The sequence below is a fragment of the Mesorhizobium argentiipisi (SeqCode) genome (assembly GCF_037179585.1).
GTDB classification, from domain to species: domain Bacteria; phylum Pseudomonadota; class Alphaproteobacteria; order Rhizobiales; family Rhizobiaceae; genus Mesorhizobium; species Mesorhizobium argentiipisi.
This window is the reverse complement of the sequence record NZ_JAPYKO010000007.1, coordinates 85,239-107,482: the sequence shown is the minus strand read 5'-3', so window position 1 is coordinate 107,482 and position 22,244 is coordinate 85,239. Positions and strand designations below refer to the sequence as shown.

Below are 22,244 nucleotides of genomic sequence, written 5' to 3'. Positions count from 1 at the left end.
GCTACGCCTGCGGCGTCTCGCAGGCCGCCTGTTGGGCGGCGAGGCCATCGAAAGACGGCCGGCTTCGTTGACGCTTTTGAGACTGCTCCCGTGAGTCACTGGCGTCAACCGTTGAATAGCCGGTTACCGAAAAATGTGATCGCCTGGAGGTTACGTGCGGGTAAGTCGGGTGGCTCTGCGGAACGAGGCGGCATCGGCGGCACGTATCTCCACAAAGTTTCGGGCGACCGTTTCCACAACGCTAAACGCGCTTGTTTCCACAACGCTTGTGCGACTGTTTCCACAGCGCTTTGTCAGGAGCGTGTTCGGCCTTTGTTCTTTCCGCTTGCCGGCTCGCGCGAAAGGCGGTTAAACCCATGATCGGCTTCTTCCGTCGAGACTGTGGCGTCTCTCGACGTGGCGGCGAAAATACCTACATAGGGGATGGCCGGGAAGAACCCGCCCAATCCAGTAAATTCCAGATCTGAGGCGGCGACCGGCGATGGCCGACCAAAAATACCTTTCCATTCGCGGGGCGCGCGAACACAATCTCAAGAACGTGGATCTCGACCTGCCGCGCGACAGCCTGATCGTCATGACTGGACTGTCGGGCTCCGGCAAATCGTCGCTTGCCTTCGACACCATCTATGCCGAGGGCCAGCGCCGCTACGTCGAAAGCCTGTCGGCCTATGCCCGCCAGTTCCTGGAGATGATGCAGAAGCCGGACGTCGACCAGATCGACGGCCTGTCGCCCGCCATCTCGATCGAGCAGAAGACCACCTCGCGCAACCCGCGCTCGACGGTCGGCACCGTCACCGAGATCTACGATTATATGCGCCTTCTGTTCGCGCGTGTCGGCATCCCCTATTCGCCGGCCACCGGCCTGCCGATCGAGAGCCAGACGGTCAGCCAGATGGTCGATCGCGTGCTGGCGCTGGAAGAAGGCACGCGCCTGTTCCTGCTGGCGCCGATCGTGCGCGGCCGCAAGGGTGAGTACCGCAAGGAACTCCTGGAGCTGCAGAAGAAGGGATTCCAGCGCGTCAAGGTCGACGGCGTCTTCTACGAGATCGCCGATGTCCCAGCGCTGGACAAGAAGTACAAGCACGACATAGACGTGGTCGTCGACCGCATCGTCGTGCGCAGCGATCTGGCGACCCGGCTGGCGGATTCGATGGAGACCGCGCTGAAGCTCGCCGAAGGCCTGGCTGTGGCCGAGTTCGCCGACAAGCCGCTCGATGCCAGCCTGACCGGCGAGGACTCGGTCAACAAGTCGAAGAACGAGACGCATGAGCGCATCCTGTTCTCGGAGAAATTCGCCTGCCCGGTGTCCGGCTTCACCATTCCCGAGATCGAGCCCAGGCTGTTCTCCTTCAACAATCCGTTCGGCGCCTGCCCGACCTGCGATGGCCTCGGCAGCCAGCGCGCCATCGATCCCAACCTCGTCGTGCCAGACGAGAACGTCTCGCTGCGCGACGGCGCCATCAGCCCGTGGGCGAAGTCGACCTCGCCTTATTACGCGCAGACGTTGGAAGCGCTCGGCAAGGCCTATGGCTTCAAGCTCGGCGACAAGTTCAAGGATCTGAGCGCCGAGGCGCAGAAAGCTGTGCTGCACGGCACCGGCGAGCGCGAGATCACCTTCCAGTATGATGACGGCCTGCGCTCCTATAAGACCACCAAAACCTTCGAGGGCGTCATCCCCAATCTCGACCGGCGCTGGAAGGAAACGGAATCGGCCTGGATGCGCGAGGAGATCGAGCGCTTCATGTCGGCCACTCCCTGCCCCGCCTGCAACGGCTACAGGCTGAAGCCGGAAGCGCTGGCAGTGAAGATCGCTGGCAAGCATATCGGCGAAGTCACCCAGATGTCGATCCGCAAGGCCGACCAATGGTTCACCGACCTGCCGGGAGAGCTCAACGAGAAGCAGAACGAGATTGCGGTGCGCGTGCTCAAGGAAATCCGCGAGCGGCTGCGTTTCCTCAACGATGTCGGCCTCGACTATCTGACGCTGTCGCGCAACTCCGGCACGCTGTCGGGCGGCGAGAGCCAGCGCATCCGGCTCGCTTCGCAGATCGGCTCGGGTCTCACCGGCGTGCTCTATGTGCTCGACGAGCCGTCGATCGGCCTGCACCAGCGCGACAATGCGCGCCTGCTCGATACGCTCAAGCACCTGCGCGACATCGGCAACACGGTGATCGTCGTCGAGCATGACGAGGACGCCATCCTGCATGCCGACTATGTCGTGGACATCGGCCCCGCCGCCGGCATCCATGGCGGCCAGATTATCGCGCAGGGCACGCCGCAGCAGATCATGGCCACACCCGCCTCGATCACCGGCAAATATTTGTCGGGCGAACTCGAAGTGGCGACGCCCGCGGTGCGCCGCGAGGCGAAGAAGAACCGGCGCATCAAGGTGGTCGGCGCGCGCGGCAACAACCTGAAGAACGTGACGGCCGAAATCCCGCTCGGCACGTTCACGGCTGTCACCGGCGTGTCCGGCGGCGGCAAGTCGACCTTCCTGATCGAGACGCTGTTCAAGGCCGCCTCGCGCCGCATCATGGGCTCGCGCGAGCATCCGGCCGAGCATGACCGCATCGAGGGGCTGGAATTCCTCGACAAGGTCATCGACATCGACCAGTCGCCGATCGGCCGCACGCCGCGCTCGAACCCGGCGACCTACACGGGCGCCTTCACGCCGATCCGCGACTGGTTCGCGGGGCTCCCCGAGGCCAAAGCGCGCGGCTACCAGCCGGGCCGCTTTTCCTTCAACGTCAAGGGCGGCCGCTGCGAGGCCTGCCAGGGCGATGGCGTGATCAAGATCGAGATGCACTTCCTGCCCGACGTCTACGTCACCTGCGACGTCTGCCACGGCAAGCGCTACAACCGCGAGACGCTCGACGTGCAGTTCAAGGGCAAGTCGATCGCCGACGTGCTCGACATGACGGTCGAGGAAGGCGTCGAGTTCTTCTCGGCGGTGCCGGGCGTGCGCGACAAGCTGGAGACGCTGAAGCAGGTCGGCTTGGGTTACATCCATATCGGCCAGCAGGCGACGACACTCTCCGGCGGCGAGGCGCAGCGGATAAAACTCGCCAAGGAACTGTCGCGCAAAGCGACCGGCAAGACGCTCTACATCCTCGACGAGCCGACCACCGGCCTGCACTTCCATGACGTCGCCAAGCTGCTCGAAGTGCTGCACGAGTTGGTCGACCAGGGCAACACGGTGGTGGTGATCGAGCACAATCTCGAGGTGATCAAAACTGCCGACTGGGTACTGGACCTCGGCCCCGAAGGCGGCGACGGCGGCGGCGAGTTGGTGGCGTCGGGCACGCCGGAAGCGATCGTGCGCGAGAGGCGCAGCTACACCGGCCAGTTCCTGAAGGAGCTCCTGGAACGGCGCCCCGGAGGCAAACGCGAAGCGGCTGAGTGAGCGCGCCTGTCGTCGGTGTCTGGAGGGCGTTTGAATGACAATTAGAAGCGCGCTTTCCGGTGATCTCCCTGCCGTTGTCGCGCTAACCACGGCCGCCTATGCGCCCTACACTACTCTGTTCGGCGCCCCGCCGATCCCGGTGACGGAAGACTACGCGCCGCGCATCGAGCGCGGCGAAATCTGGCTGCTGGAGAGCGGCGGCGAACTGGCCGGGCTGATCGTCCTCGAGCGTCATCCCGACCACGCCATGATTTTCAGCGTCGCCGTCGCGCCGGCCTTTCAGGGTAAAAAACTCGGCATCAAACTGCTCAACTTCGCCGACCAGCAGGCGCGGTCGTGGGGCGTGCCGGAGGTGCGGCTTTACACCAATTCGCGGATGGAGCGGAACATCGCGCTCTATTCCGCCTACGGCTATCGCGAAACGGGTCGCCGCGCCAACCGACACCGGCCAGGATGGACCCTGGTCGGCATGGTGAAGCCGGTCGACCGAGCCGCCTGATCACAGTTGAACGGAGGAGGACGACAATGAGCCAAGGAAAAATCCGCTCCGGCATGGGCGGCTGGACTTTCGAGCCCTGGGACACCTCCTTCTATCCGGAGAAGCTCGCCAAGGCCAAGCAACTCCACTATGCCAGCCGGCAGGTGCCAACCATCGAGGTCAACGGCACCTATTATTCCAGCTTCAAGGAACCGACTTTCGCCAAATGGGCCAACGAAGCGCCGGAGGGTTTCGTCTTCTCGCTCAAAGGCAACCGCTTCGTCACCAACCGGAGGGTGCTCGGCGAAGCCGGCGAATCGATGATGCGCTTCCTCGGCTCCGGCGTCGCCGCGCTCGGCGAGAAGCTCGGCCCGATCCTGTGGCAGTTCGCGCCGACCAAGAAGTTCGACGCCGACGATTTCGAAGCTTTCCTGAAACTTCTGCCCGAGAAGCAGGACGGCGTGGCTCTGCGCCACGCGCTGGAAGTGCGGCATGACAGCTTCATCGTGCCGGAGTTCCCGGCGCTCGCCCGAAAATACAACGCGGCGATCGTCTATGCCGACCACGCAAAATATCCGGCGATCGCCGATGTAACCGGCGACTTCGTCTATGCGCGGCTGCAGACCGGCAGCGACGACAACCCCGACTGCTACACCCCGAAAGGCCTCGACGAATGGGCGGGACGCGTGAGGACATGGGCGGAGGGCAAGCAACCCGCCGACCTGCCGCGCGCCGATCCCAAGACCGATGCGCCGGACAAGCCGCGCGACGTGTTCGCCTACTTCATCACCGAAGGCAAGGTGCGCGCACCTTTCGGCGCGATGGCGCTGATGAAGCGAGTGACTGATTGAAGGGGCGAGCTCCGTCGGAACTTACGAGGCATCTTGACCGTTTTGCCTTTCTCGCCGGGAGCCGGTTTTCACAGCGGTGAGCTTTCGCGGAACAATGGCCCAGGCTCCGGCATCGGAGGAGCCCGAAGAAAGCGAGGTGATATGGCTGTCATCCTCATCGGGGCATTGCTCATTGTCGCCGGCATTGTGTACATGGCGGGTGCGGTCCTCAGGCGCGGGAAACTTAGCGATCCGGCACCTGCCGCCTCGGATCGCCCGATACCAAACCTCACAACGCCTGGCCCGACGCTCGAGCCACGCCGGCGCGGCCTCGGTTTCCTCGGCCTTTCGCAGAACTGGCCGGGTCTGCTGATGATGGGGGTCGGTATCATCCTGTTATTGTTGGTGGCGGTCCTCTGACGCCGCGGAATTAATGGCATCTTCACCGCTATCGTAACGCAATCGATACTTCCTTGCCGCACTAATGCACGCACGACAGGTTGCAGAGACCCGGCGGCGGCAAGGGCGAGTGCATGCTTCTCGACTACAATTCATTGCTGCTGGCCGTCGGTTTCTCCGCAGCCTGCCTCAGCCTCACCCTGTTCGGAACCTGGCTGACCGCCCGTTCCGACAGGTTCCTGCTGACATGGGCGACCAGCGTGCTGGTGGTAGTGGCGGAGGTTTTTGTCTATAACGCCTATATCGATGCGCCTGGAACAGCCCTCGGCATCCTGGCGCTGGCGCTGCTGCTGTTCGGCTTCTCGGTGATGTTGGGCGCCGCCCACCAGTTCCGGACCGGCCGCTCGCCGCTGCCGCGCATCACGCTTGGCACTGCCATCTCCTTTGCGCTGGCGTTACCGCCAATGGCGCTCGGCTATGACGGTCTCGGCTTCATGATTGAGAATTTCCTTGCCGCGCTGCTCCTATTCGGCACCGCGCATGAATATTGGAAGGGTCGCGAGGAGGCACCGGCGCAACTCGTGGGCGTGGCGTTGCTATATTCGTTGACCGCTGTTTCCTTCGTGCTTTGCGCGGCCGTGCTGGCTTGGGACCGGAAACTCATCCTCGGCCACGCGCCGAGCAACTGGGCGGAAGATCTGAGCTTGGTCATCGTCATCGCCTCGATGACCGGCATCGGCGCGCTGTCGCTGGCGCTCAACCAGGGGCGGCTCGCGCGCCATCACAAGCATGAGGCCGAGACCGACGTGCTGACCGGACTGCTCAACCGCCGCGCGTTGTTCGACCTGCACGGCAAGACGCCGGTCAGCGCTTTCACGGCGGTGGTGGTGTTCGACCTCGACGGCTTCAAGGCGATCAACGACCAGTTCGGCCATGCCGCCGGCGACGAGGTGCTGAAGGTTTTTGCCCAAGTGCTCTCCGCCGACCTGCGTCCGAGCGACTCAGTCGCCCGCATGGGTGGCGAGGAATTCGCGATGGTGTTGAGGCGCACCTTGCCAGAGACGGCCGAGGCGACGGCCGAACGTGTCAGGGCCGCGTTCGCCGCGCGCATTGTTGAGACGGAAACCGGGCCGTTGCGCTGCACGGTCAGCGCCGGCTTCGCCTTCGGCAACAGCGATGGCATGAGCTTCGACAAGGTGCTCAGCGCCGCCGACAAGGCGCTCTATGCCGCCAAGCGCGGCGGCCGCAACCGCGTCCTGGATTTTCGCCGCGCCGGTTGAGGCTTGGGGCATCGCCCTCAGTGGTGGGCGATCACTTCGTTGAATGCGTCGAGGTCGACGTAGAAGACCTTGGTCATTTCACCCAGCAGATCATCCTCCTCATAGCCCTGCGACATCAGGATGTTAATCGCAGTCATGATATCGACGCGATCGGTAAGCCGCCGCTTCTGATAGTCCTCGACAAAACGTTCCATCGCCGTCCCCTGGCACGAATCTTTTTGGACGCGTTGACCGACAATCACTGGGGAGAAAACTAGGCAGGCTTGCTTGCGTGGAACTTGCGCGCGGCGTCCACGCGCCTTCCCCTCATTCGCAACTGATACGGAAAGCGGCCGACTCACCAAGGCCAAGAAAAGACTAGCATGCGGTATTCAACGCACCAGAGCTGGGCTGGGCCAGCGGAGAGAAATACTGGGCTTGCTGCCGCCTGCTATGTCAAGCGAAGTCGAGAAAACGATTTTAGACTGTCAGAAACTTCCGCACATCCGCCCGGTCGAGGTCTTCGGCGGGGCCGGTATGCACGATCTGGCCGCGATCCATGATGTTGACCTCGTCGGCAAGTTCCCGGCAGAAGTCGAGATATTGCTCGACCAGAAGCACGGCGATCCCCGCCTGGTCGCGGAGATACCGGATGGCGCGGCCGATATCCTTGATGATGGACGGCTGGATACCTTCGGTCGGCTCGTCGAGCACCAGGAGCTTGGGTCGCATCACCAGCGCTCGGCCGATGGCAAGTTGCTGCTGCTGGCCGCCGGAGAGATCGCCGCCGCGGCGGCCGAGCATCTGCTTCAAGACCGGAAACAGCTCGAAGACATAGGCCGGAATGTTGCGGTCGGCGCGCCTCAACGGTGCGAAGCCGGACTCCAGGTTTTCGCGCACCGTGAGCAGCGGAAAGACTTCCCTGCCCTGCGGCACGAATGCGATGCCCGACCGGGCGCGATCATACGCCGCGCTCCGGTCGAGCGCCTTCCCCTCGAAGGCAACGCTTCCGCTCGTCAGCCTGTGATGGCCGACGATCGATCTCATCAAACTGGTTTTGCCGACGCCGTTTCGGCCGAGCACGCAAGTGATCTTGCCGGCACCCGCCTTCAGCGAAACGCCGCGCAGCGCCTGGGCGGCGCCGTAATGCAGCGTGGCATTGGAGACTTCAAGCATGGTCAGCCCCTTCTCCAGCGCTTCAGGAAAGCGAGATCGAAACGGCAAAATGGAACCCGCCAGACCATGCTCACCGCCCCAGATAGACTTCGACGACACGCTCGTCCGCCGAGACGAAATCGAGCGTGCCTTCCGACAGCACAGAGCCCTCGTGCAGGCAGGTGACCTTGACGCCGAGCTCGCGCACGAAATGCATGTCGTGCTCGACGACCACCACCGAATGGTCGCGGGCGATGTCCTTGAGCAGCCGCGCGGTCTCCTCCGTCTCCGCATCGGTCATGCCGGCGACCGGCTCGTCGACGAGCAAAAGTTTTGGGTCCTGCGCCAAGAGCATGCCGATCTCCAGCCATTGCTTCTGGCCGTGGCTGAGGTTGGCGGCCAGCTCGCTGCGCTTGTCGCCGAGACGGATGATGCCGAGGATGTCGTTGATGCGCCGCGTCTCGGCCGCCGAGCGGCGATGGAAAAGCGCCGGGAAGATCGAACGCGGCCCCTTCAGCGCCAGCATCAGATTGTCCTCGACGCTGTGGCTCTCGAAGACCGTCGGCTTCTGGAACTTGCGGCCGATGCCCATCATGGCGATTTCGGCCTCGTCATGCCGGCTGAGATCGACCTCGCCGTCGAAGAACACCTCGCCCTCGTCCGGCCGCGTCTTCCCGGTGACGATATCCATCATCGTCGTCTTGCCGGCGCCGTTGGGGCCGATGATGGCGCGCATCTCGCCCTTGTCGAGCACCAGCGACAGGTTGTTGATGGCACGAAAGCCGTCAAAGGAAACCGAGACGCCGTCGAGATAAAGGATGGTGTTCGACTTGCTCATGATCGCTCACTCCGCCGGCTGCGGTTCGGCGCCGGAAGCCGACCAGGCGCCCGGCGTCCGCGCAGCCGAGCGCACGATCTTCGGCTCCGGCGGCTCCTCGAGATCGGCGCCGGCTTCCGCCGCAAGTGAAGCTGAGCGCAGCGCCTTGGCCTGGCTGCGCCAGGCATCCCACATGCCGACGATGCCCTTTGGCAAAAGCAGCGTGACGGCGACGAACAGGCCGCCCAGCGCGAACAGCCAGAATTCCGGCAGCACGCCGGTGAACCAGGATTTGCCGGCGTTGACGAGCAACGCGCCGAGGATCGGGCCGACAAGGGTGCCGCGCCCGCCGACCGCGGTCCAGATCACCACCTCGATCGAGTTGGCCGGGTCGAATTCGCCGGGATTGATGATGCCGACTTGCGGCACGTAAAGCGCGCCGGCAATGCCGGCCATGATTGCGGAAACGACGAAGGCGAACAGCTTGACGTTCTCGGCCCGCCAGCCGAGGAAGCGGGTACGGCTTTCGGCGTCGCGCACCGCCATCAGGAGCTTGCCGTATTTGGAGCGCACGATCGCCGCGGTAACGAAGACAGCGAGCGCCAGCATAACGGCGCTGGCCGCAAACAGCGCCGAACGCGTCGCGTCCGCCTGCACGTTGAAGCCCAGAATATCCTTGAAATCGGTCAGGCCGTTGTTGCCGCCGAATCCCATGTCGTTGCGGAAGAAGGCGAGCAGCAGCGCATAGGTCATCGCCTGGGTGATGATCGACAGATAGACGCCGGTGACGCGGCTGCGGAAGGCGAACCAGCCGAAGACGAAGGCGAGCAGGCCGGGCACGGCCAGCACCATCAGCGCCGCAAACCAGAAATGATCGAAGCCGTGCCAGAACCAGGGCAGTTCCTTGTAGTTCAGGAACACCATGAAGTCCGGCAGGATCGGATTGCCGTAAACGCCGCGCGAGCCGATCTGCCGCATCAGATACATGCCCATCGCATAGCCGCCGAGCGCGAAAAAGGCGCCATGGCCGAGCGAAAGGATGCCGCAATAGCCCCAGACGAGATCGAGCGCGAGCGCCAGCAGCGCGTAGCAGAGATATTTGCCGACCAGCGCCACGATGTAAGGCGGGATGTAGAAGGCGCTTTGCGGCGAGACCGCCAGGTTGAGCAGCGGCACGGTAATGGCCGCCGCGAGCAGCGCGAGGATCGTGGCGGCGATCCGACGGTCGGCGCCGAAGAAGCGTTGCGTGATCATGCTTCCACCGCCCTGCCCTTCAGCGCGAACAGGCCGCGCGGACGCTTCTGGATGAAGAGGATGATCAGCACCAGAACGACGATCTTGCCGAGCACCGCGCCGGCATAGGGTTCGAGGAATTTGTTGACGATGCCGAGCGAAAAGGCGCCGACCAGCGTCCCCCACAGATTGCCGACGCCGCCGAAGACCACGACCATGAAACTGTCGATGATGTAGCCGCGGCCGAGATTGGGCGAGACATTGTCGATCTGGCTGAGCGCCACGCCCGCGATCCCGGCGATGCCCGAGCCCAACGCAAAGGTCAGCGCGTCGACCCATGGCGTCCTGATGCCCATCGAGGCGGCCATGCGGCGGTTGGCGGTGACGGCACGCATCTGCAGCCCCCAGGGCGTGCGCTTCATGACGTAGAGCAGCACACCGAACACGGCGAGCGCGAACGCCAGGATCCACAGCCGGTTCCAGGTGATGGCCAGCTGGCCGACATCGAACGAACCCGACATCCAGGACGGATTGCCGACCTCCTGGTTGGTCGGCCCGAAGATGGTGCGCACCGCCTGCTGCAGGACCAGCGAGACGCCCCAGGTGGCCAGAAGCGTTTCCAGCGGGCGGCCATAGAGGAAGCGGATGATGCCGCGTTCGATTGCAAGGCCGACCAGCCCCGCGACAAGGAAGGCGAGCGGCAGCGCGATCACCAGCGACCAGTCGAACAGGCCCGGAAACGAGGTACGGATGACTTGCTGGACGATAAAGGTGGTATAGGCGCCGAGCATCACCATCTCGCCATGCGCCATGTTGATGACGCCCATGACGCCGAAGGTGATGGCAAGCCCGATCGCCGCAAGCAGCAGCACCGATCCCAGCGAAATGCCGTACCAGATGTTCTGACCGGCGTCCCACACGGCCAGCGTCGCGTCGATCTTGCCGATCGCCGCGGTCGCCGCCTCCTTGACCGCGCCCTGGGCATTCGCCTCAACTGAGGTGAGCAGCGAGAGCGCGTCGCGATCACCACGCGCGGCGACGACCGAGATCGCCGCGAGCTTGTCGCCTTCGGGCTTGTCGGAAACCAGAACCGACGCCGCGCGCGCCTGCTCGAACAGGGTTTTGACGCCCGGTTCGGTCTCGGCCGCTAAGGCGGCATCGAGCGGCTCGATGTTCGCCGCATCGGGCGTCTTGAACATGGTCGCCGCGGCGGCGAGGCGCACGCTGGCGTCCTTGGCGCGCAAGGTCAGCGTGCCCAGGGCATCGCGGATAACGCGGCGGAGCCCATTGTTGACCTTGATCTTGGTGAGGTCGGCCTTGGCGGCGTCGGCAGTCTTTTCGCCGCTCAATGGATCGAGCAACTCGATGCCGTCTCCCGCTTCCTTGCCAACGAAGGCCTGGGAGTCGCTCTTGCGAATGTAGAGATTGCCGTCGGCCAGCGCCGAGAGAGGCCGCTCGACGGCCGGATCGCCGCTCGCGGCCAGCTCGCGCACGACGGCCTCGGTGGTCGAGAAGCCGGTTGCAGCCGCGAATTTGGCGATCGTCGCGCGAAGGTCGGCCTCGGCTGCCTTCGACGGCAGCAGTCCAGCCATCGTCAGCAGCAACATCAGACCAATTGCGCGCAGCAGCAGCATTGTCGTCTTCAAGCAGCTTTCTTGGTTTCGGGATCTTGCCCGGGCGGTCAGGAACCTGCCCGGGCTGCGGTCTCGGATCGTGGGGCCACTCCGCGATCCGCCAGACCTGGGAGAACACGGACCTGGATCCGGACCGGGGTCAGTTGGTGCCCTTGCCGCCGCACTTGCCGGTGGCGACGTTGAAGTTGCCGCAGGACAGAGGCGCGCGCCAATCCGAGATCAGGTCTTTGGAATCCGGCAGGTAGTCGGACCATTCGTCGCCCATGACGAGGCCGGGCGTCTGTGAGACGGTCTCGAACTGGCCGTCGGCCTGGATCTCGCCGATCAGTACCGGCTTGGTGATGTGGTGGTTTGGCATCATCGTCGAATAGCCGCCGGTCAGGTTCGGCACCGAAACGCCGACCATGGCGTCGATGACCTTGTCCGGATCGGTGGTGCCGGCCTTCTCGACAGCCTTCACCCACATGTTGAAGCCGATATAATGGGCTTCCATCGGGTCGTTGGTGGTGCGCTTGTCGTTCTTGATGAACTTGTGCCAGTTGTCGATGAACTTCTTGTTCTCCGGCGTGTCGACGCTTTCAAAGTAGTTCCAGGCGGCGAGGTGGCCGACCAGAGGTCCGGTATCGAGGCCGGCCAGCTCTTCCTCGCCGACCGAGAAGGCCATGACCGGAATGTCTTCGGCCTTGACGCCCTGGTTGCCGAGTTCCTTGTAGAACGGCACGTTGGCATCGCCGTTGACGGTCGAGACCACGGCCGTCTTCTTGCCGGCCGAGCCGAATTTCTTGATCGCCGAAACCTCGGTCTGCCAGTCCGAGAAGCCGAACGGCGTGTAGTTGACCATGATGTCCTCCGCCGGCACGCCCTTCGACTTGAGATAGGCTTCGAGGATCTTGTTGGTGGTGCGCGGATAGACATAGTCGGTGCCTTCGAGGACCCAGCGCTTCACCGAGCCGCCATCGGCGCTCATCAGGTAATCAACCGCCGGAATAGCCTGCTGGTTCGGCGCCGCACCGGTGTAGAAGACGTTGCGCTCGCTCTCCTCGCCCTCATACTGGACGGGATAGAACAGGATGTTGTCGAGTTCCGAGAACACCGGCAGCACCGATTTGCGCGACACTGAGGTCCAGCAGCCGAACACGGCCGCGACCTTGTCCTTGGAAATCAGCTCGCGCGCTTTTTCGGCGAAGAGCGGCCAGTTGGACGCCGGGTCGACGACCACGGCTTCCAGTTTCTTGCCGAGCAGGCCGCCCTTGGCGTTTTGCTCGTCGATAAGCATCAGCATGACGTCTTTCAGCGTCGTCTCCGAAATCGCCATGGTCCCCGACAGCGAATGGAGGATACCGACCTTGATCGTATCTTCAGCCGCCTTGGCGGAAGCTGAAGCCAGCAGACCGGCCGCGACGACGCCGGCGGACAGGATTTTTGTTATTCTCGCGAAGTTACCCCTCATATGACACACTCCCAAGCTGGTTGTTTTGCATCGCAATATTAGCGGTGCAAGCGACGTGCCAGATAGGAATGCGCTGAACTGATTTCGCTATAACGCAGTGATTACAGCTGGTTATATGATAGCCGCCCAACTGTCGCCTCTGCTGCGATGCGGCAGGATTGAGAAAAGTTTACGCACCGCTGCCTAGATTTTGTACAAATAGTAAAAATGCCTATGATTTCACCATATCGACAAGGATAGCTTTGTCGGCCCTGTTGCGGGCTCATGGCGAAATGGGGCAAGGTCGCCGTGCAAACGAGCGACGTCATGGCCCTGCGAACAATCCTGACTTTCCTGCTTCTTATGTCCGCCTCCGGCGGCGCCCTCGCCGATTTTGCCGACGGCAAGCTCCCCGACGGCGTCTATCATTGCGAGGTCTACCTGCTCGGCCTGTTCCTCAACCTCGGCGACATCACCATCAAGGGCAGCCTCTACAGCGGCCCGGTGTCCTTCGGCGCCGCGCCGCCGCCTTACAATTACCAGATGAACCCCAATGGCGAGATCACCTGGCTCGGTCCGCTCGGTGGCTACACCGCCGGCGGCAATTCGATCTCGATGACCCAAGCGACGCTGGACGACCCAAGCGCTCCCTCCTTCGACATCATCATGAAGCAGCAGGACGGCGCCTTCACAGCTTCGACCTGCACCAGAAGATAGCCCCGGATAAAAAAAGGCGCGGAACCCGTTTTTGGGTCCCGCGCCAGCAGGCAGTCGGGAGGTCAGATCGTTTTCGCCGACATCTGGGCGGCGATGTAGTCGGCCTGGCGGATCGCCAGCGTCACGATGGTCAGCGTCGGGTTCTCCGCGGCACCCGTGGTGAACTGGCTGCCGTCTGAGACGAACAGGTTCTTGATATCGTGCGACTGGCCGTGCTTGTTGACGACACCGTCCTCCGGCTTTTCGCTCATCCGGTTGGTGCCGAGATTGTGGGTCGAAGGATAAGGCGGCGTCGGGAAGGTCCTGGTCGCGCCGACTGCGGCATAGAGCGCCTGACCCTGGCTGTAGGCATGGTTGCGCATGGCCTCGTCGTTTGGATGATCGTCGAAATGGACGTCAGCGATCGGCATGCCGTGCTCGTCCTTCTCGTCCTTGTGCAGCGTGATGCGGTTCTCTTCGCGCGGCATGTCCTCGCCGACGATCCACAGGCCCGCCATATGGTCGTAATGGTCGAGCGCCGTGGTGAAGGAGCGGCCCCAGCCGCCGGGATTGAGGAAGGCCGCCATGAATGGCAGGCCGAGCGACAGGGTCTCCATCTCATAGCCGCCGACGAAGCCGCGCGATGGATCGTGGCGTGCCTCGTCGCGGATGATGCCGGCCATGGTGGTGCCGCGATACATGTGCACCGGCTTGTCGAAGAGGGCATAGACCGAGCCGGTGGTGTGGCGCATGTAGTTCTTGCCCACCTGTCCCGACGAGTTGGCGAGCCCGCGCGGGAATTTCGATGATTCCGAGTTGAGCAGCAGGCGCGGGCTCTCGATCGAATTGCCGGCGACGGCGACGATGCGGGCTTTCTGCTCCTGCAGCTTGCCGTCCTTGTCGGCATAGACGACGCCGGTCACCTTGCCTGAAGCGTCATGATTGATCTTGATCGCCATCGAGTTCGGCCGCACCTCCAGATGCCCGGTCGCCTCGCCCTTCGGGATCTCGGTGTAGAGCGTCGACCATTTGGCGCCCCATTTGCAGCCCTGGAAGCAGAAGCCGGTCTGCTGGCAGGAATTGCGGTCGTCGCGCTCCACCGAATTGATGGCCATGTTGCCGGTATGACATTCCTTGTAGCCGAGCTTGTCGGCGCCGGCCTTGAGCACCTTGAAATTGTTGTTGCCCGGCAGCCGCGGCCAATTGTTGGTGCCGGTGACACCCATCTTGGCTTCGGCCTTGGCGTAATACTGCTCCATCTCGGCCAGCGTCACGGGCCAGTCGAGGAGGTTGGCGCCCTTGACCTTGCCGTAGGTCGTGGCCGCCTTGAACTCATGCTCCTGAAAGCGCAGCGAAGCGCCGGCCCAGTGCGTGGTCGAGCCCCCGACCGACTTGACAATCCAGGCCGGCAAGTTCGGGAAATCCTTGGCCACGCGCCAGTCGCCTGAAGTGGTGCGCTTGTCCTTCCAGGCGAGTTGGGCAAAGGACTCCCACTCGTCGTTGATGAAGTCCTCATATTCGTGGCGGGCGCCTGCCTCGAGGATGACGACGTCGATGCCTTTCTGGGCGAGTTCGTTGCCGAGCGTGCCGCCGCCCGCGCCGGAGCCGATGATGACGACAACGCCGTCGTTGTTTAGATCAAATTGCGCTGCCATGGTTTCCTCCCATGAAATCTGTCGAAAAGCGGTTCGTGGCAGAGCGGCTCAGAGCCACTCGATGTCGTTGAAGCCGCGCGCGATGTAGCCGCCCTTGGAGTAGGACTCGCCCTCGTAGCCGAAGATCGGCCACACCTCCTTCTGGTTGTAGAGGCTGACGACAAGGCCGCCGCGCACCGCCTGGAAGAACGGCGTCTTCTCGATACCGGTGAGCAGCGCCACCCTCTGCTCTTCCCAGCCAAGCCCGCGATAGCCGCCCTTGCCGGCCTTCTTGTCGAGTTCGGCGATACCCTTCTCGATCAGCTCCTTGTGGGCCGGGTCCTTGGCTGCCGTCTCGTCATGACCCTTGACGGCAATGGCGTAATATTTGTCCGGCACCTGGTCATGCGGATAGATGTCGCGCGCCACCTGGATCAGCGTTGCCATCGTCTCGGGCTTCAGCGCCGAGGGTTCGAGACCCCAGGCGTGTTCGGGGCTGATGACGGCGCTGCCGGAGATGATGAGCAGCGCGCCGGCGCCTCCGCGCTTCAGAAGCTCGCGCCGTGAAAGCCCGGCTTTCTTCTCGTAGCCCGGCTTCTTCTCATAGACTGTAACCATGATTTCCTCCCTGCTTGCTGTTCGCACCCTTGAGAGTGCCGTTGCTGGCGCCGCGCCTCTCCGCGGCGATATCTCCTATTTGAAACGCCCTCCCCGCTGCAGGACCTCGATCTTGTAGCCGTCAGGGTCCTCGATGAAGAAAAAGCGGGCGATCTGCACCCCGTCGCGGTTGAACTCGACGATCTTCTTCGGGTTGAGACCGAGCGCGCCGATCCGGTCGTGCTCGCTGTCGAGATCGGCGACCGAGACGGCAAGATGGCCGTAGCCGTCGCCAAGCGCGTAGGGCTCGGTGCGTCCCTTGTTCACGGTCAGCTCCACCTCGAAAGGCGAACTCTCATTGCTGAGATAGATCAGCGTGAAGGTCTCGAAATCGAGCCGCTGGGCGACCTCGAGGCCGAAGGCCTTGTTGTAGAAGTCGACGGAGCGCGCTTCGTCGAGAACCCTGATCATGGAATGGATCGTCTTCGCCAAATCGGACTCCGTGAGCTCTCATGCTTTCGAAGCCGATTATGCGCGCCGGCGAAAAATGGTGGTGGCAGCCGATTACCACGCGAGGAGCTGGAAAACGGCTAGTGTTGCTCCAATCCCAAGGACGAAAGTCTGATTGCCATCGGCGGCTATCGGATCGAAAATGACCAACGCAGGCAGTGTTCAAGAAGGCGCCAGCCAACCCAATCGGCGCCCAAGACAAACAACAACGGGAGGTACCGATGTGCAGAGTCTTCGCCGGGCAGGACCCGGAAGGCTACCGGCAGATCAACAGGTCGATCCGCATCGACGGCCATTCGACCAGCATCCAGCTCGAATCGACATTCTGGGGTCTGCTTGACGAGATCGCCGACAGCCAGGGACTGACGACGCCGAAATTCATCTCGAAGCTCTATGACGAGGCGATCGAGATCAACGGCGAGATCCCGAACTTCGCTTCCATGCTGCGCACGACCTGCGCGCTCTATTTGCGCGGCCATCGGCCCAGCGCCGAAGACCAGGCCGCATTGAAGCAGGAAGCCGCCTAACTGCTCTCGACTGCGACTTCGAGCGCCAGCCGGGTCATGTCGGTGAAAAGCGCCTGGCGCTCCGAATCGTCGATCAGCTCGCCGGTGGCGACATGGTCGACGACGGTCAGCAGCGACAGCGCTCGAGCGCCGAACTGTGCCGCAATGCGATAGAGGGCGCTGGTTTCCATATCGACGGCCAACGCCCCCAGCGCCATCGGCTCGTCAAACCGAGCGCGGCCATCGGGATGGTGGAAGACGTCGCTGCAGATCGTCAGTCCGGCGCTGCAGGCGATACCGAGATCGGCGGCGCATTGCAGCGCCCGCGCATGCAGCGCCGGGTCCGGCCCCGCCGGCTGGTAAAGCCCGAACACTTGCCCGCTGATTGCACTCTCGGCCCGGACCTCGCTGGAGACGACGACGCCGCGCAAAGGCACGTCTTCCGACAAGCCGCCGCATGTGCCGGTGCGGATCAGCGTTTTGACGCCGTAATACTCCATCAGCTCAAAGGCATAAATCAGGAAAGACGGCGCCCCTATCCCAGTCGCCTGGATGCTGACCGGCTTGCCGCGGAACCGGCCGGTGAAGCCCAGCGCGCCCCTTCGGCGGTTCACGCAGCGCGGCGCCTCGAGAAACATCTCCGCCATCCATTGCGCGCGCTCGGGATCGCCCGGCAACAGCACCGTTTCGGCATAGTCCCCCCGGCCCGCCTCGATATGCGGCGTCACGCGCTACCACCCCTGATAGACCCATCCGGCGACCATCATGGCAGGACTGCCGCAATGCGCAAGCTCTGGCTTATTTAGAGCAATCCAAGGAAGCGCTGAACGCCCTAGGATTCCAGCACGTCCTTGACGATCGTCGCCAGTTGCTTGAGCGAGAACGGCTTCGGCAGGAAGCCGAAATGCGCGTCGGCCGGCAGGTTCTTGGCGAAGGCGTCCTCGGCATAGCCCGAGACGAACACGAACTTGATGTCCGGCTGACGCTTGCGCAACTCGCCGAGCAATGTCGGCCCGTCCATCTCCGGCATCACCACGTCGGACACGATGATATCGACCTTGCCGCCAAGCGCCTCGAACACTTCCAGCGCCTCGACGCCGGACGATGCCTCGTGGACGGTATAGCCGCGCGAGGTGAGCGCCCTGACGCCGCCCATGCGCACGGCGTCTTCGTCCTCGACCAGAAGCACGGTGGCCGAACCGGAGAGGTCTTTCGCGGCATCGGCCGGCTTGGCCGGGGCCGCCGCCGCGATCGCCGGCACTTCGCCGGGTTCGGCCTGCTTCTTCACCTCGGCGATGTGGCGCGGCAGGAAGATGCGGAACACCGTGCCCTTGCCGACTTCGGAATCGCAGAAGATGAAACCGCCGGTCTGCTTGATGATGCCATAGACCATGGAAAGGCCGAGGCCGGTGCCCTTGCCCACTTCCTTGGTCGTGAAGAACGGCTCGAAGATCTTCTTCAGCACGTCGGGCGCGATGCCGCTGCCGGTGTCCTCCACGTCGACGAGCACATAGTCGGCCGGCGCCAATTCGCGATAGGCGAAGGATTTGCACTCGTCTGCGGTGACGTTGCGGGTGCGCACGGTGAGGTCGCCGCCGCTCGGCATGGCGTCGCGCGCATTGACGGCGAGGTTGACCACCACCTGCTCGAACTGGCCGATATCGACCTTGACCGGCCACAGGTCTCGGCCATGGTCGATCTTAAGCTTGATGTCGTTGCCGACGAGGCGCGCGAGCAGCATCCTGAGATCGGCCAGAACATCGGTCAGGTTGAGCACCTCCGGCCGCAGCGTCTGCTTGCGCGAGAAAGCCAGCAATTGCCGCACGAGCGAGGCCGCCCGGTTGGCGTTCTGCTTGATGTTCATGATGTCGGGGAAGGACGGGTCCGACGGCCTGTGGTTGGTCAACAGAAGATCGGACGCCATGATGATGGCGGTCAGCACGTTGTTGAAGTCGTGCGCGATACCGCCGGCAAGCTGGCCGACCGCCTGCATCTTCTGGCTCTGCGCCATCTGGCCCTCGAGCGCCTTCTGCTCGGTGGTCTCGACCGCATAGACGATCGCCGCCTCCTCGGCGCCTTCGCTGCCCGCGCTGTCGGCGACGGCATTGACGTAGAAGCGGATATGGCGCTCCTCATTGCCGGGCAGCACGGAGTCGATCGGCTCGATATTGGCCTGCCGCTGCCTGGCCTTCTCGAAGGCCGCGGCGAAAGCCGGCCGGTCGCGCTCATGGACGATGGTCTCGAACCGCACCCGCCGGTCTACGGCGTCGCGGTCGACCACGGACGAAAACAGCTGCAGGAACGGCGCATTGGTGCGCAGGATGCGCCCGTTCGCATCGACGCCGGCAATGGCCATCGGCGTCGAATTGAAGAAGCGGGTGAAGCGAACCTCGGAGGCCCTGAGCTCCGCGGAAGCGTCCTCGCCCTGGGTGCGGTTGAGCACGATCGTGCGGGTCGGGCCGTTGACGCCTTCGCGGCTGGCCGAAACCCGGTGCATGAAGCGCACCGGCAGCGCCTGGCCGCTCATGGTGGTGAGATCGAGGTCGATGACGGCGTTGCGGGTGGTGCCTGGATCGGCCTTGACGGAACGGACTAGCGCCATGCCGTCGCCAGCGATGATTTCCGGCAGCGTGATGGCGCCCGGCGTGAAGGAGGCAAGGTCGATGCCAAGCCACTCGGCCAGCGTGGCGTTGATATAGGTGACGCGGCCTTCCTGATCGGCCGAGAAGAACCCGGCAGGCGCATGGTCGAGATGGTCGATGGCCTTTTGCAGGTCCAGGAAGAAACGTTCCTGCTCCGCCCGTTCCTGCGAAATGTCGGCGAGCTGCCAGGCCAGCATCGGCAGCCTTTGCCCGGGCATGCTGAAGGCGCGGGCGCGGGTGCGGTACCAGCGCGCGCCGGGCTCGGCGCCGGGCTTGATCGACTGCGCCAGCCGGAACTCGCCGTCGCCCGCCTGGCCGTCGCGCAGGCCGGACGCCAGCCGGTAGATCGTCATCGAGGCTTCGGGAACATCCGACAACAGCCCCTCGACCGTCTTGAGATCGGCGGCCGAGGCGGCACCCGTCATGTCGGCATAGGCGCGGTTGGCGTAGACGACGCGGCCCTTGGTGTCGGTGACCAGCAGGCCCTGCGACATCGAGTCGACGAAGGCTTTCGACAATTCGTCGCCGGTCGACCGCGGCGCGATCTGCACGAAACCGATCGCGGTCGCGAACAGGAAGCCGACGCCGATCATGGCGAGCACGCCGAGCATGCCGAGCAGGAAAGGATCGCCGAGGCGCTCGCGGAAAAGTCCGAAGACGATCGCGGCGCCGGTCAGCACGACGATGAAGACGATGAGCCTGGTGACGGCGCCCGGACGCGTGTTCTGGTCGACGATCGGTACCGGATAGAAATCGCCGCGCGCTTCCTTGGCCATGTTCCCCCTGCTCGTGATTCCGGTGTCCGATGGGCGCGGACGGTCGGTTGAATCACATTCTCCTGTAACGGAAAAGGCCCCGGCCGCAAATGTCCGATAAAATCAACGATTCATGTTTCAAACTGTTCACGATGGGTGATGTGAACTTGCGGCGGGCCGCCGCGGCGGTCTAGTGTCGCCTCACTCGAAAAGGCGATTGGGTGCACCGATGCTGCAGTGGCTGGATAGCGTGGCGGGTCCGGGTTATGTCGCTGCAATCCTGTGGACGTTCGCGGCGCTCATTTTACTTGTCGTCGTCCTGCTCGTCATCAAGGTGGTTCGCAACCTGACCTTCGGCACCTTCGTGGCCGGCGGCAGGAACCGCAAGACGCGCCTTGCCGTGATGGACGCCACCGCCGTCGACAGCCATCGCAGGCTGGTGCTGGTGCGCCGTGACGACATCGAGCACCTGATCCTGATCGGCGGGCCGACCGATGTCGTGGTCGAGCGCGATATCCGGCTCGCAGCACCCCGCCGGCCGGCGCTGACCGGCGATAGCGGCCAGCAGCAGCCAACCGCTGCCGCGCGCCCGCGCGCGCCGCAGCCAGCACCTCCGCCCGCACCCGCGCCCGTCAGGCAACCGCCGCCTGCCGCCCAGCCGGCTACCGCGCGCACGCACGCCCCAGCGCCCGCTCCCGCGCCAAAACCGGCTGCGCCGAGCCAGCCGACGGCGAAGGTCATGCCGCTGCCGGGCTACGGGACGGCCAACGGCAGCACCAGATACGCGCCGCCGCCCTCAAACGATTCCATCGATGACACATTGATGCACGAACTCGAGACATCTCTCGACGAGACGCACGCGCAGCCGCCACCCAGCAAGCCCGCTGCCAAACCTTCGCTCGATGACGAGATGACCAAGCTGCTTGGCGAACTGGGCAGCCACAAGCGCTGACCTTCCCGGTACAAGCGGGCCTTTCCGCGCCTTGAGCACCGGAAACGAAAATGGCCGGAAAACCGGCCATTTTCTATGTTTTCTTGGCTATTCGATTCGCGTCAGTCGTCGCGATAGACCTTCTCGCGGCGTTCGTGACGCTCCTGCGCCTCGATCGACAACGTCGCGATCGGACGTGCGTCGAGCCGCTTCAACGCGATTGGCTCCCCGGTTTCCTCGCAATAGCCATAGGTGCCTTCGTCGAGGCGCTGGAGCGCGGAGTCGATTTTCGAGATGAGCTTGCGCTGGCGGTCGCGGGCGCGCAATTCGATGGCGCGGTCGGTTTCGGAGGAGGCGCGATCGGCCAGGTCGGGGTGGTTGGCGTTTTCCTGCTGCAGGATTTCTAGGGTTTCGCGCGCTTCGCGCAGAATGTCGTTTTTCCAAGTGATAAGCTTTTGGCGGAAGTACGATTTTTGCCGTTCGTTCATGAACGGCTCGTCTTCGGAGGGTACGTAATCGGCGGTAACGATGTCGTTCATTCGACTCACCCAACAACCCCAAAATTTGGCGCCTATATATTCGGGGACAAGAGCCTGCACAAGCGCTATCGACGAGAGTTTCACGCAATTGTTAGTCTCGCATCGGCAACTCCGGCGACGACGTTGTTTCAACGGCACAAAACGAACTCGCACATGATTCGTTGCAGTTGCCGGCCGACCATTGTGCATGACGTCGTTCTGGTGACTAATCGCGCTTTGCCACGAAGGCAGCGCCATGGAGGTTCCGGTTGAGCAGGCTTTATCTGTTGCGGCATGCCAAAGCCGGCTGGGCGCTGCCCGGCATGCGCGATTTCGACCGCCCGCTCGACGAATCGGGCATGGCCGATGCCGAAGCGATTGGAGAAGCCATGCGGGCCCGCAACTATGTGCCGGACGTCACCCTTTGCTCAAACGCCAAGCGGGCGAGGCAGACGCTTGAAGGGTTGGCGGGGCGCACCGACACCGGCCGGATCCTGTTCTTCGACACCCTCTACAGCGAGGATGCGGCCGGCTATCTCGACATCATCCGCAAGAATGGCGGCGCCAACTCGCTTCTGGTGATCGGCCACAATCCCATGACCGAAGATCTGGCCATTGCGGTGTCGGGCGACGGCGATGAGGCGGCGCGCGGCATGATGAATCACGGTTTTCCGACCTCCGGCCTTGCCGTGGTGCGCTTTCCCGGCAAGCTTGCCGAAGCGGCGCAGGGCAACGGCTATCTCGAAGCCTTTCTCACGCCGGCCGACCTCTGAGGCCATTTCAAACGCACGGTCCAAGGCCTATATCGGGCGCTGACG

At 63.4% G+C, this 22,244-nt stretch carries 21 protein-coding genes; 9 read left to right on the top strand and 12 right to left on the bottom strand.

Annotated elements, in window-relative coordinates:
* Positions 1-481 precede the first annotated feature (481 nt).
* The 5 genes from uvrA (at position 482) to O7A05_RS12800 (ending at position 6,390) form a co-directional block, all read left to right on the top strand.
* Entirely contained in the window at positions 482-3,403 is a 2,922-nt protein-coding gene (gene uvrA / locus O7A05_RS12820) for an excinuclease ABC subunit UvrA (protein WP_337093466.1), read from the top strand.
* Between the two features lie 34 nt (positions 3,404-3,437).
* Entirely contained in the window at positions 3,438-3,902 is a 465-nt protein-coding gene (locus O7A05_RS12815; protein WP_337093465.1) for a GNAT family N-acetyltransferase, read from the top strand.
* A 26-nt stretch (positions 3,903-3,928) separates the two neighbouring features.
* Positions 3,929-4,732, top strand: a complete 804-nt coding sequence (locus O7A05_RS12810) for a DUF72 domain-containing protein (protein ID WP_337093464.1) — start codon at positions 3,929-3,931, stop codon at positions 4,730-4,732.
* A gap of 141 nt (positions 4,733-4,873) precedes the next feature.
* Entirely contained in the window at positions 4,874-5,131 is a 258-nt protein-coding gene (locus tag O7A05_RS12805; RefSeq protein ID WP_337093463.1) for a hypothetical protein, read from the top strand.
* A 113-nt stretch (positions 5,132-5,244) separates the two neighbouring features.
* Entirely contained in the window at positions 5,245-6,390 is a 1,146-nt protein-coding gene (locus O7A05_RS12800; protein ID WP_337093462.1) for a GGDEF domain-containing protein, read from the top strand.
* 17 nt (positions 6,391-6,407) lie between these two features.
* On the opposite strand, the gene O7A05_RS12795 is transcribed toward O7A05_RS12800, so the two are convergent.
* The 6 genes from O7A05_RS12795 to urtA form a co-directional block, all read right to left on the bottom strand.
* A complete protein-coding gene (locus O7A05_RS12795) occupies positions 6,408-6,584 on the bottom strand; it encodes a hypothetical protein (protein WP_224511986.1) in 177 nt (58 codons plus the stop codon).
* 265 nt (positions 6,585-6,849) lie between these two features.
* On the bottom strand, positions 6,850-7,545 hold the full coding sequence (gene urtE / locus O7A05_RS12790) for an urea ABC transporter ATP-binding subunit UrtE (RefSeq protein ID WP_140841175.1): 696 nt from the start codon (positions 7,543-7,545) through the stop codon (positions 6,850-6,852).
* Between the two features lie 70 nt (positions 7,546-7,615).
* Positions 7,616-8,362 (bottom strand): urea ABC transporter ATP-binding protein UrtD, encoded by a 747-nt coding sequence (urtD, locus tag O7A05_RS12785; protein ID WP_337093461.1) that lies wholly within the window; start codon positions 8,360-8,362, stop codon positions 7,616-7,618.
* A gap of 6 nt (positions 8,363-8,368) precedes the next feature.
* Entirely contained in the window at positions 8,369-9,595 is a 1,227-nt protein-coding gene (gene urtC, locus O7A05_RS12780) for an urea ABC transporter permease subunit UrtC (protein WP_337093460.1), read from the bottom strand.
* The gene (gene urtB / locus O7A05_RS12775; protein ID WP_337093459.1) at positions 9,592-11,208 is read right to left on the bottom strand and encodes an urea ABC transporter permease subunit UrtB; all 1,617 of its coding nucleotides are present in this window, start codon (positions 11,206-11,208) and stop codon (positions 9,592-9,594) included. The genes urtC and urtB overlap by 4 nt, the downstream gene beginning before the upstream one ends.
* Positions 11,209-11,347: 139 nt before the next feature.
* Positions 11,348-12,658, bottom strand: coding sequence for an urea ABC transporter substrate-binding protein (gene urtA / locus O7A05_RS12770; protein ID WP_337093458.1), 1,311 nt, complete (start codon positions 12,656-12,658; stop codon positions 11,348-11,350).
* 306 nt (positions 12,659-12,964) lie between these two features.
* Here urtA and O7A05_RS12765 point away from each other — a divergent pair, with 306 nt between their 5' ends.
* On the top strand, positions 12,965-13,354 hold the full coding sequence (locus tag O7A05_RS12765) for a hypothetical protein (protein ID WP_337093457.1): 390 nt from the start codon (positions 12,965-12,967) through the stop codon (positions 13,352-13,354).
* A 62-nt stretch (positions 13,355-13,416) separates the two neighbouring features.
* Here O7A05_RS12765 and O7A05_RS12760 read toward each other — a convergent pair whose 3' ends face one another.
* From O7A05_RS12760 to O7A05_RS12750, 3 genes are all read right to left on the bottom strand, one after another.
* The gene (locus tag O7A05_RS12760) at positions 13,417-14,988 is read right to left on the bottom strand and encodes a GMC family oxidoreductase (protein ID WP_337093456.1); all 1,572 of its coding nucleotides are present in this window, start codon (positions 14,986-14,988) and stop codon (positions 13,417-13,419) included.
* 48 nt (positions 14,989-15,036) lie between these two features.
* The gene (locus O7A05_RS12755) at positions 15,037-15,585 is read right to left on the bottom strand and encodes a gluconate 2-dehydrogenase subunit 3 family protein (protein ID WP_337093455.1); all 549 of its coding nucleotides are present in this window, start codon (positions 15,583-15,585) and stop codon (positions 15,037-15,039) included.
* A gap of 75 nt (positions 15,586-15,660) precedes the next feature.
* On the bottom strand, positions 15,661-16,056 hold the full coding sequence (locus O7A05_RS12750; protein WP_337093454.1) for a VOC family protein: 396 nt from the start codon (positions 16,054-16,056) through the stop codon (positions 15,661-15,663).
* Positions 16,057-16,295: 239 nt separating this feature from the next.
* Between O7A05_RS12750 and O7A05_RS12745 the strand changes: the two genes are divergently transcribed.
* The gene (locus tag O7A05_RS12745) at positions 16,296-16,601 is read left to right on the top strand and encodes a ribbon-helix-helix domain-containing protein (protein WP_337093453.1); all 306 of its coding nucleotides are present in this window, start codon (positions 16,296-16,298) and stop codon (positions 16,599-16,601) included.
* Here the strand turns inward: O7A05_RS12745 and O7A05_RS12740 are convergent.
* Together O7A05_RS12740 and cckA are read right to left on the bottom strand one after the other, a co-directional pair.
* Positions 16,598-17,308, bottom strand: coding sequence for a purine-nucleoside phosphorylase (locus tag O7A05_RS12740; protein WP_337093452.1), 711 nt, complete (start codon positions 17,306-17,308; stop codon positions 16,598-16,600). The two genes, O7A05_RS12745 and O7A05_RS12740, sit on opposite strands and share 4 nt — an antisense overlap.
* Positions 17,309-17,412: 104 nt before the next feature.
* A complete protein-coding gene (gene cckA, locus O7A05_RS12735) occupies positions 17,413-19,998 on the bottom strand; it encodes a cell cycle histidine kinase CckA (RefSeq protein WP_337093451.1) in 2,586 nt (861 codons plus the stop codon).
* A gap of 208 nt (positions 19,999-20,206) precedes the next feature.
* Between cckA and O7A05_RS12730 the strand changes: the two genes are divergently transcribed.
* The gene (locus O7A05_RS12730) at positions 20,207-20,929 is read left to right on the top strand and encodes a hypothetical protein (RefSeq protein WP_337093450.1); all 723 of its coding nucleotides are present in this window, start codon (positions 20,207-20,209) and stop codon (positions 20,927-20,929) included.
* A 101-nt stretch (positions 20,930-21,030) separates the two neighbouring features.
* Here O7A05_RS12730 and dksA read toward each other — a convergent pair whose 3' ends face one another.
* The gene (gene dksA / locus O7A05_RS12725) at positions 21,031-21,447 is read right to left on the bottom strand and encodes an RNA polymerase-binding protein DksA (RefSeq protein ID WP_224512009.1); all 417 of its coding nucleotides are present in this window, start codon (positions 21,445-21,447) and stop codon (positions 21,031-21,033) included.
* Between the two features lie 248 nt (positions 21,448-21,695).
* Here dksA and O7A05_RS12720 point away from each other — a divergent pair, with 248 nt between their 5' ends.
* Positions 21,696-22,199 carry a SixA phosphatase family protein gene (locus O7A05_RS12720; RefSeq protein ID WP_337093449.1) on the top strand — a complete coding sequence of 168 codons (504 nt, stop codon included), beginning with the start codon at positions 21,696-21,698 and terminating at the stop codon, positions 22,197-22,199.
* Positions 22,200-22,244: the final 45 nt, after the last annotated feature.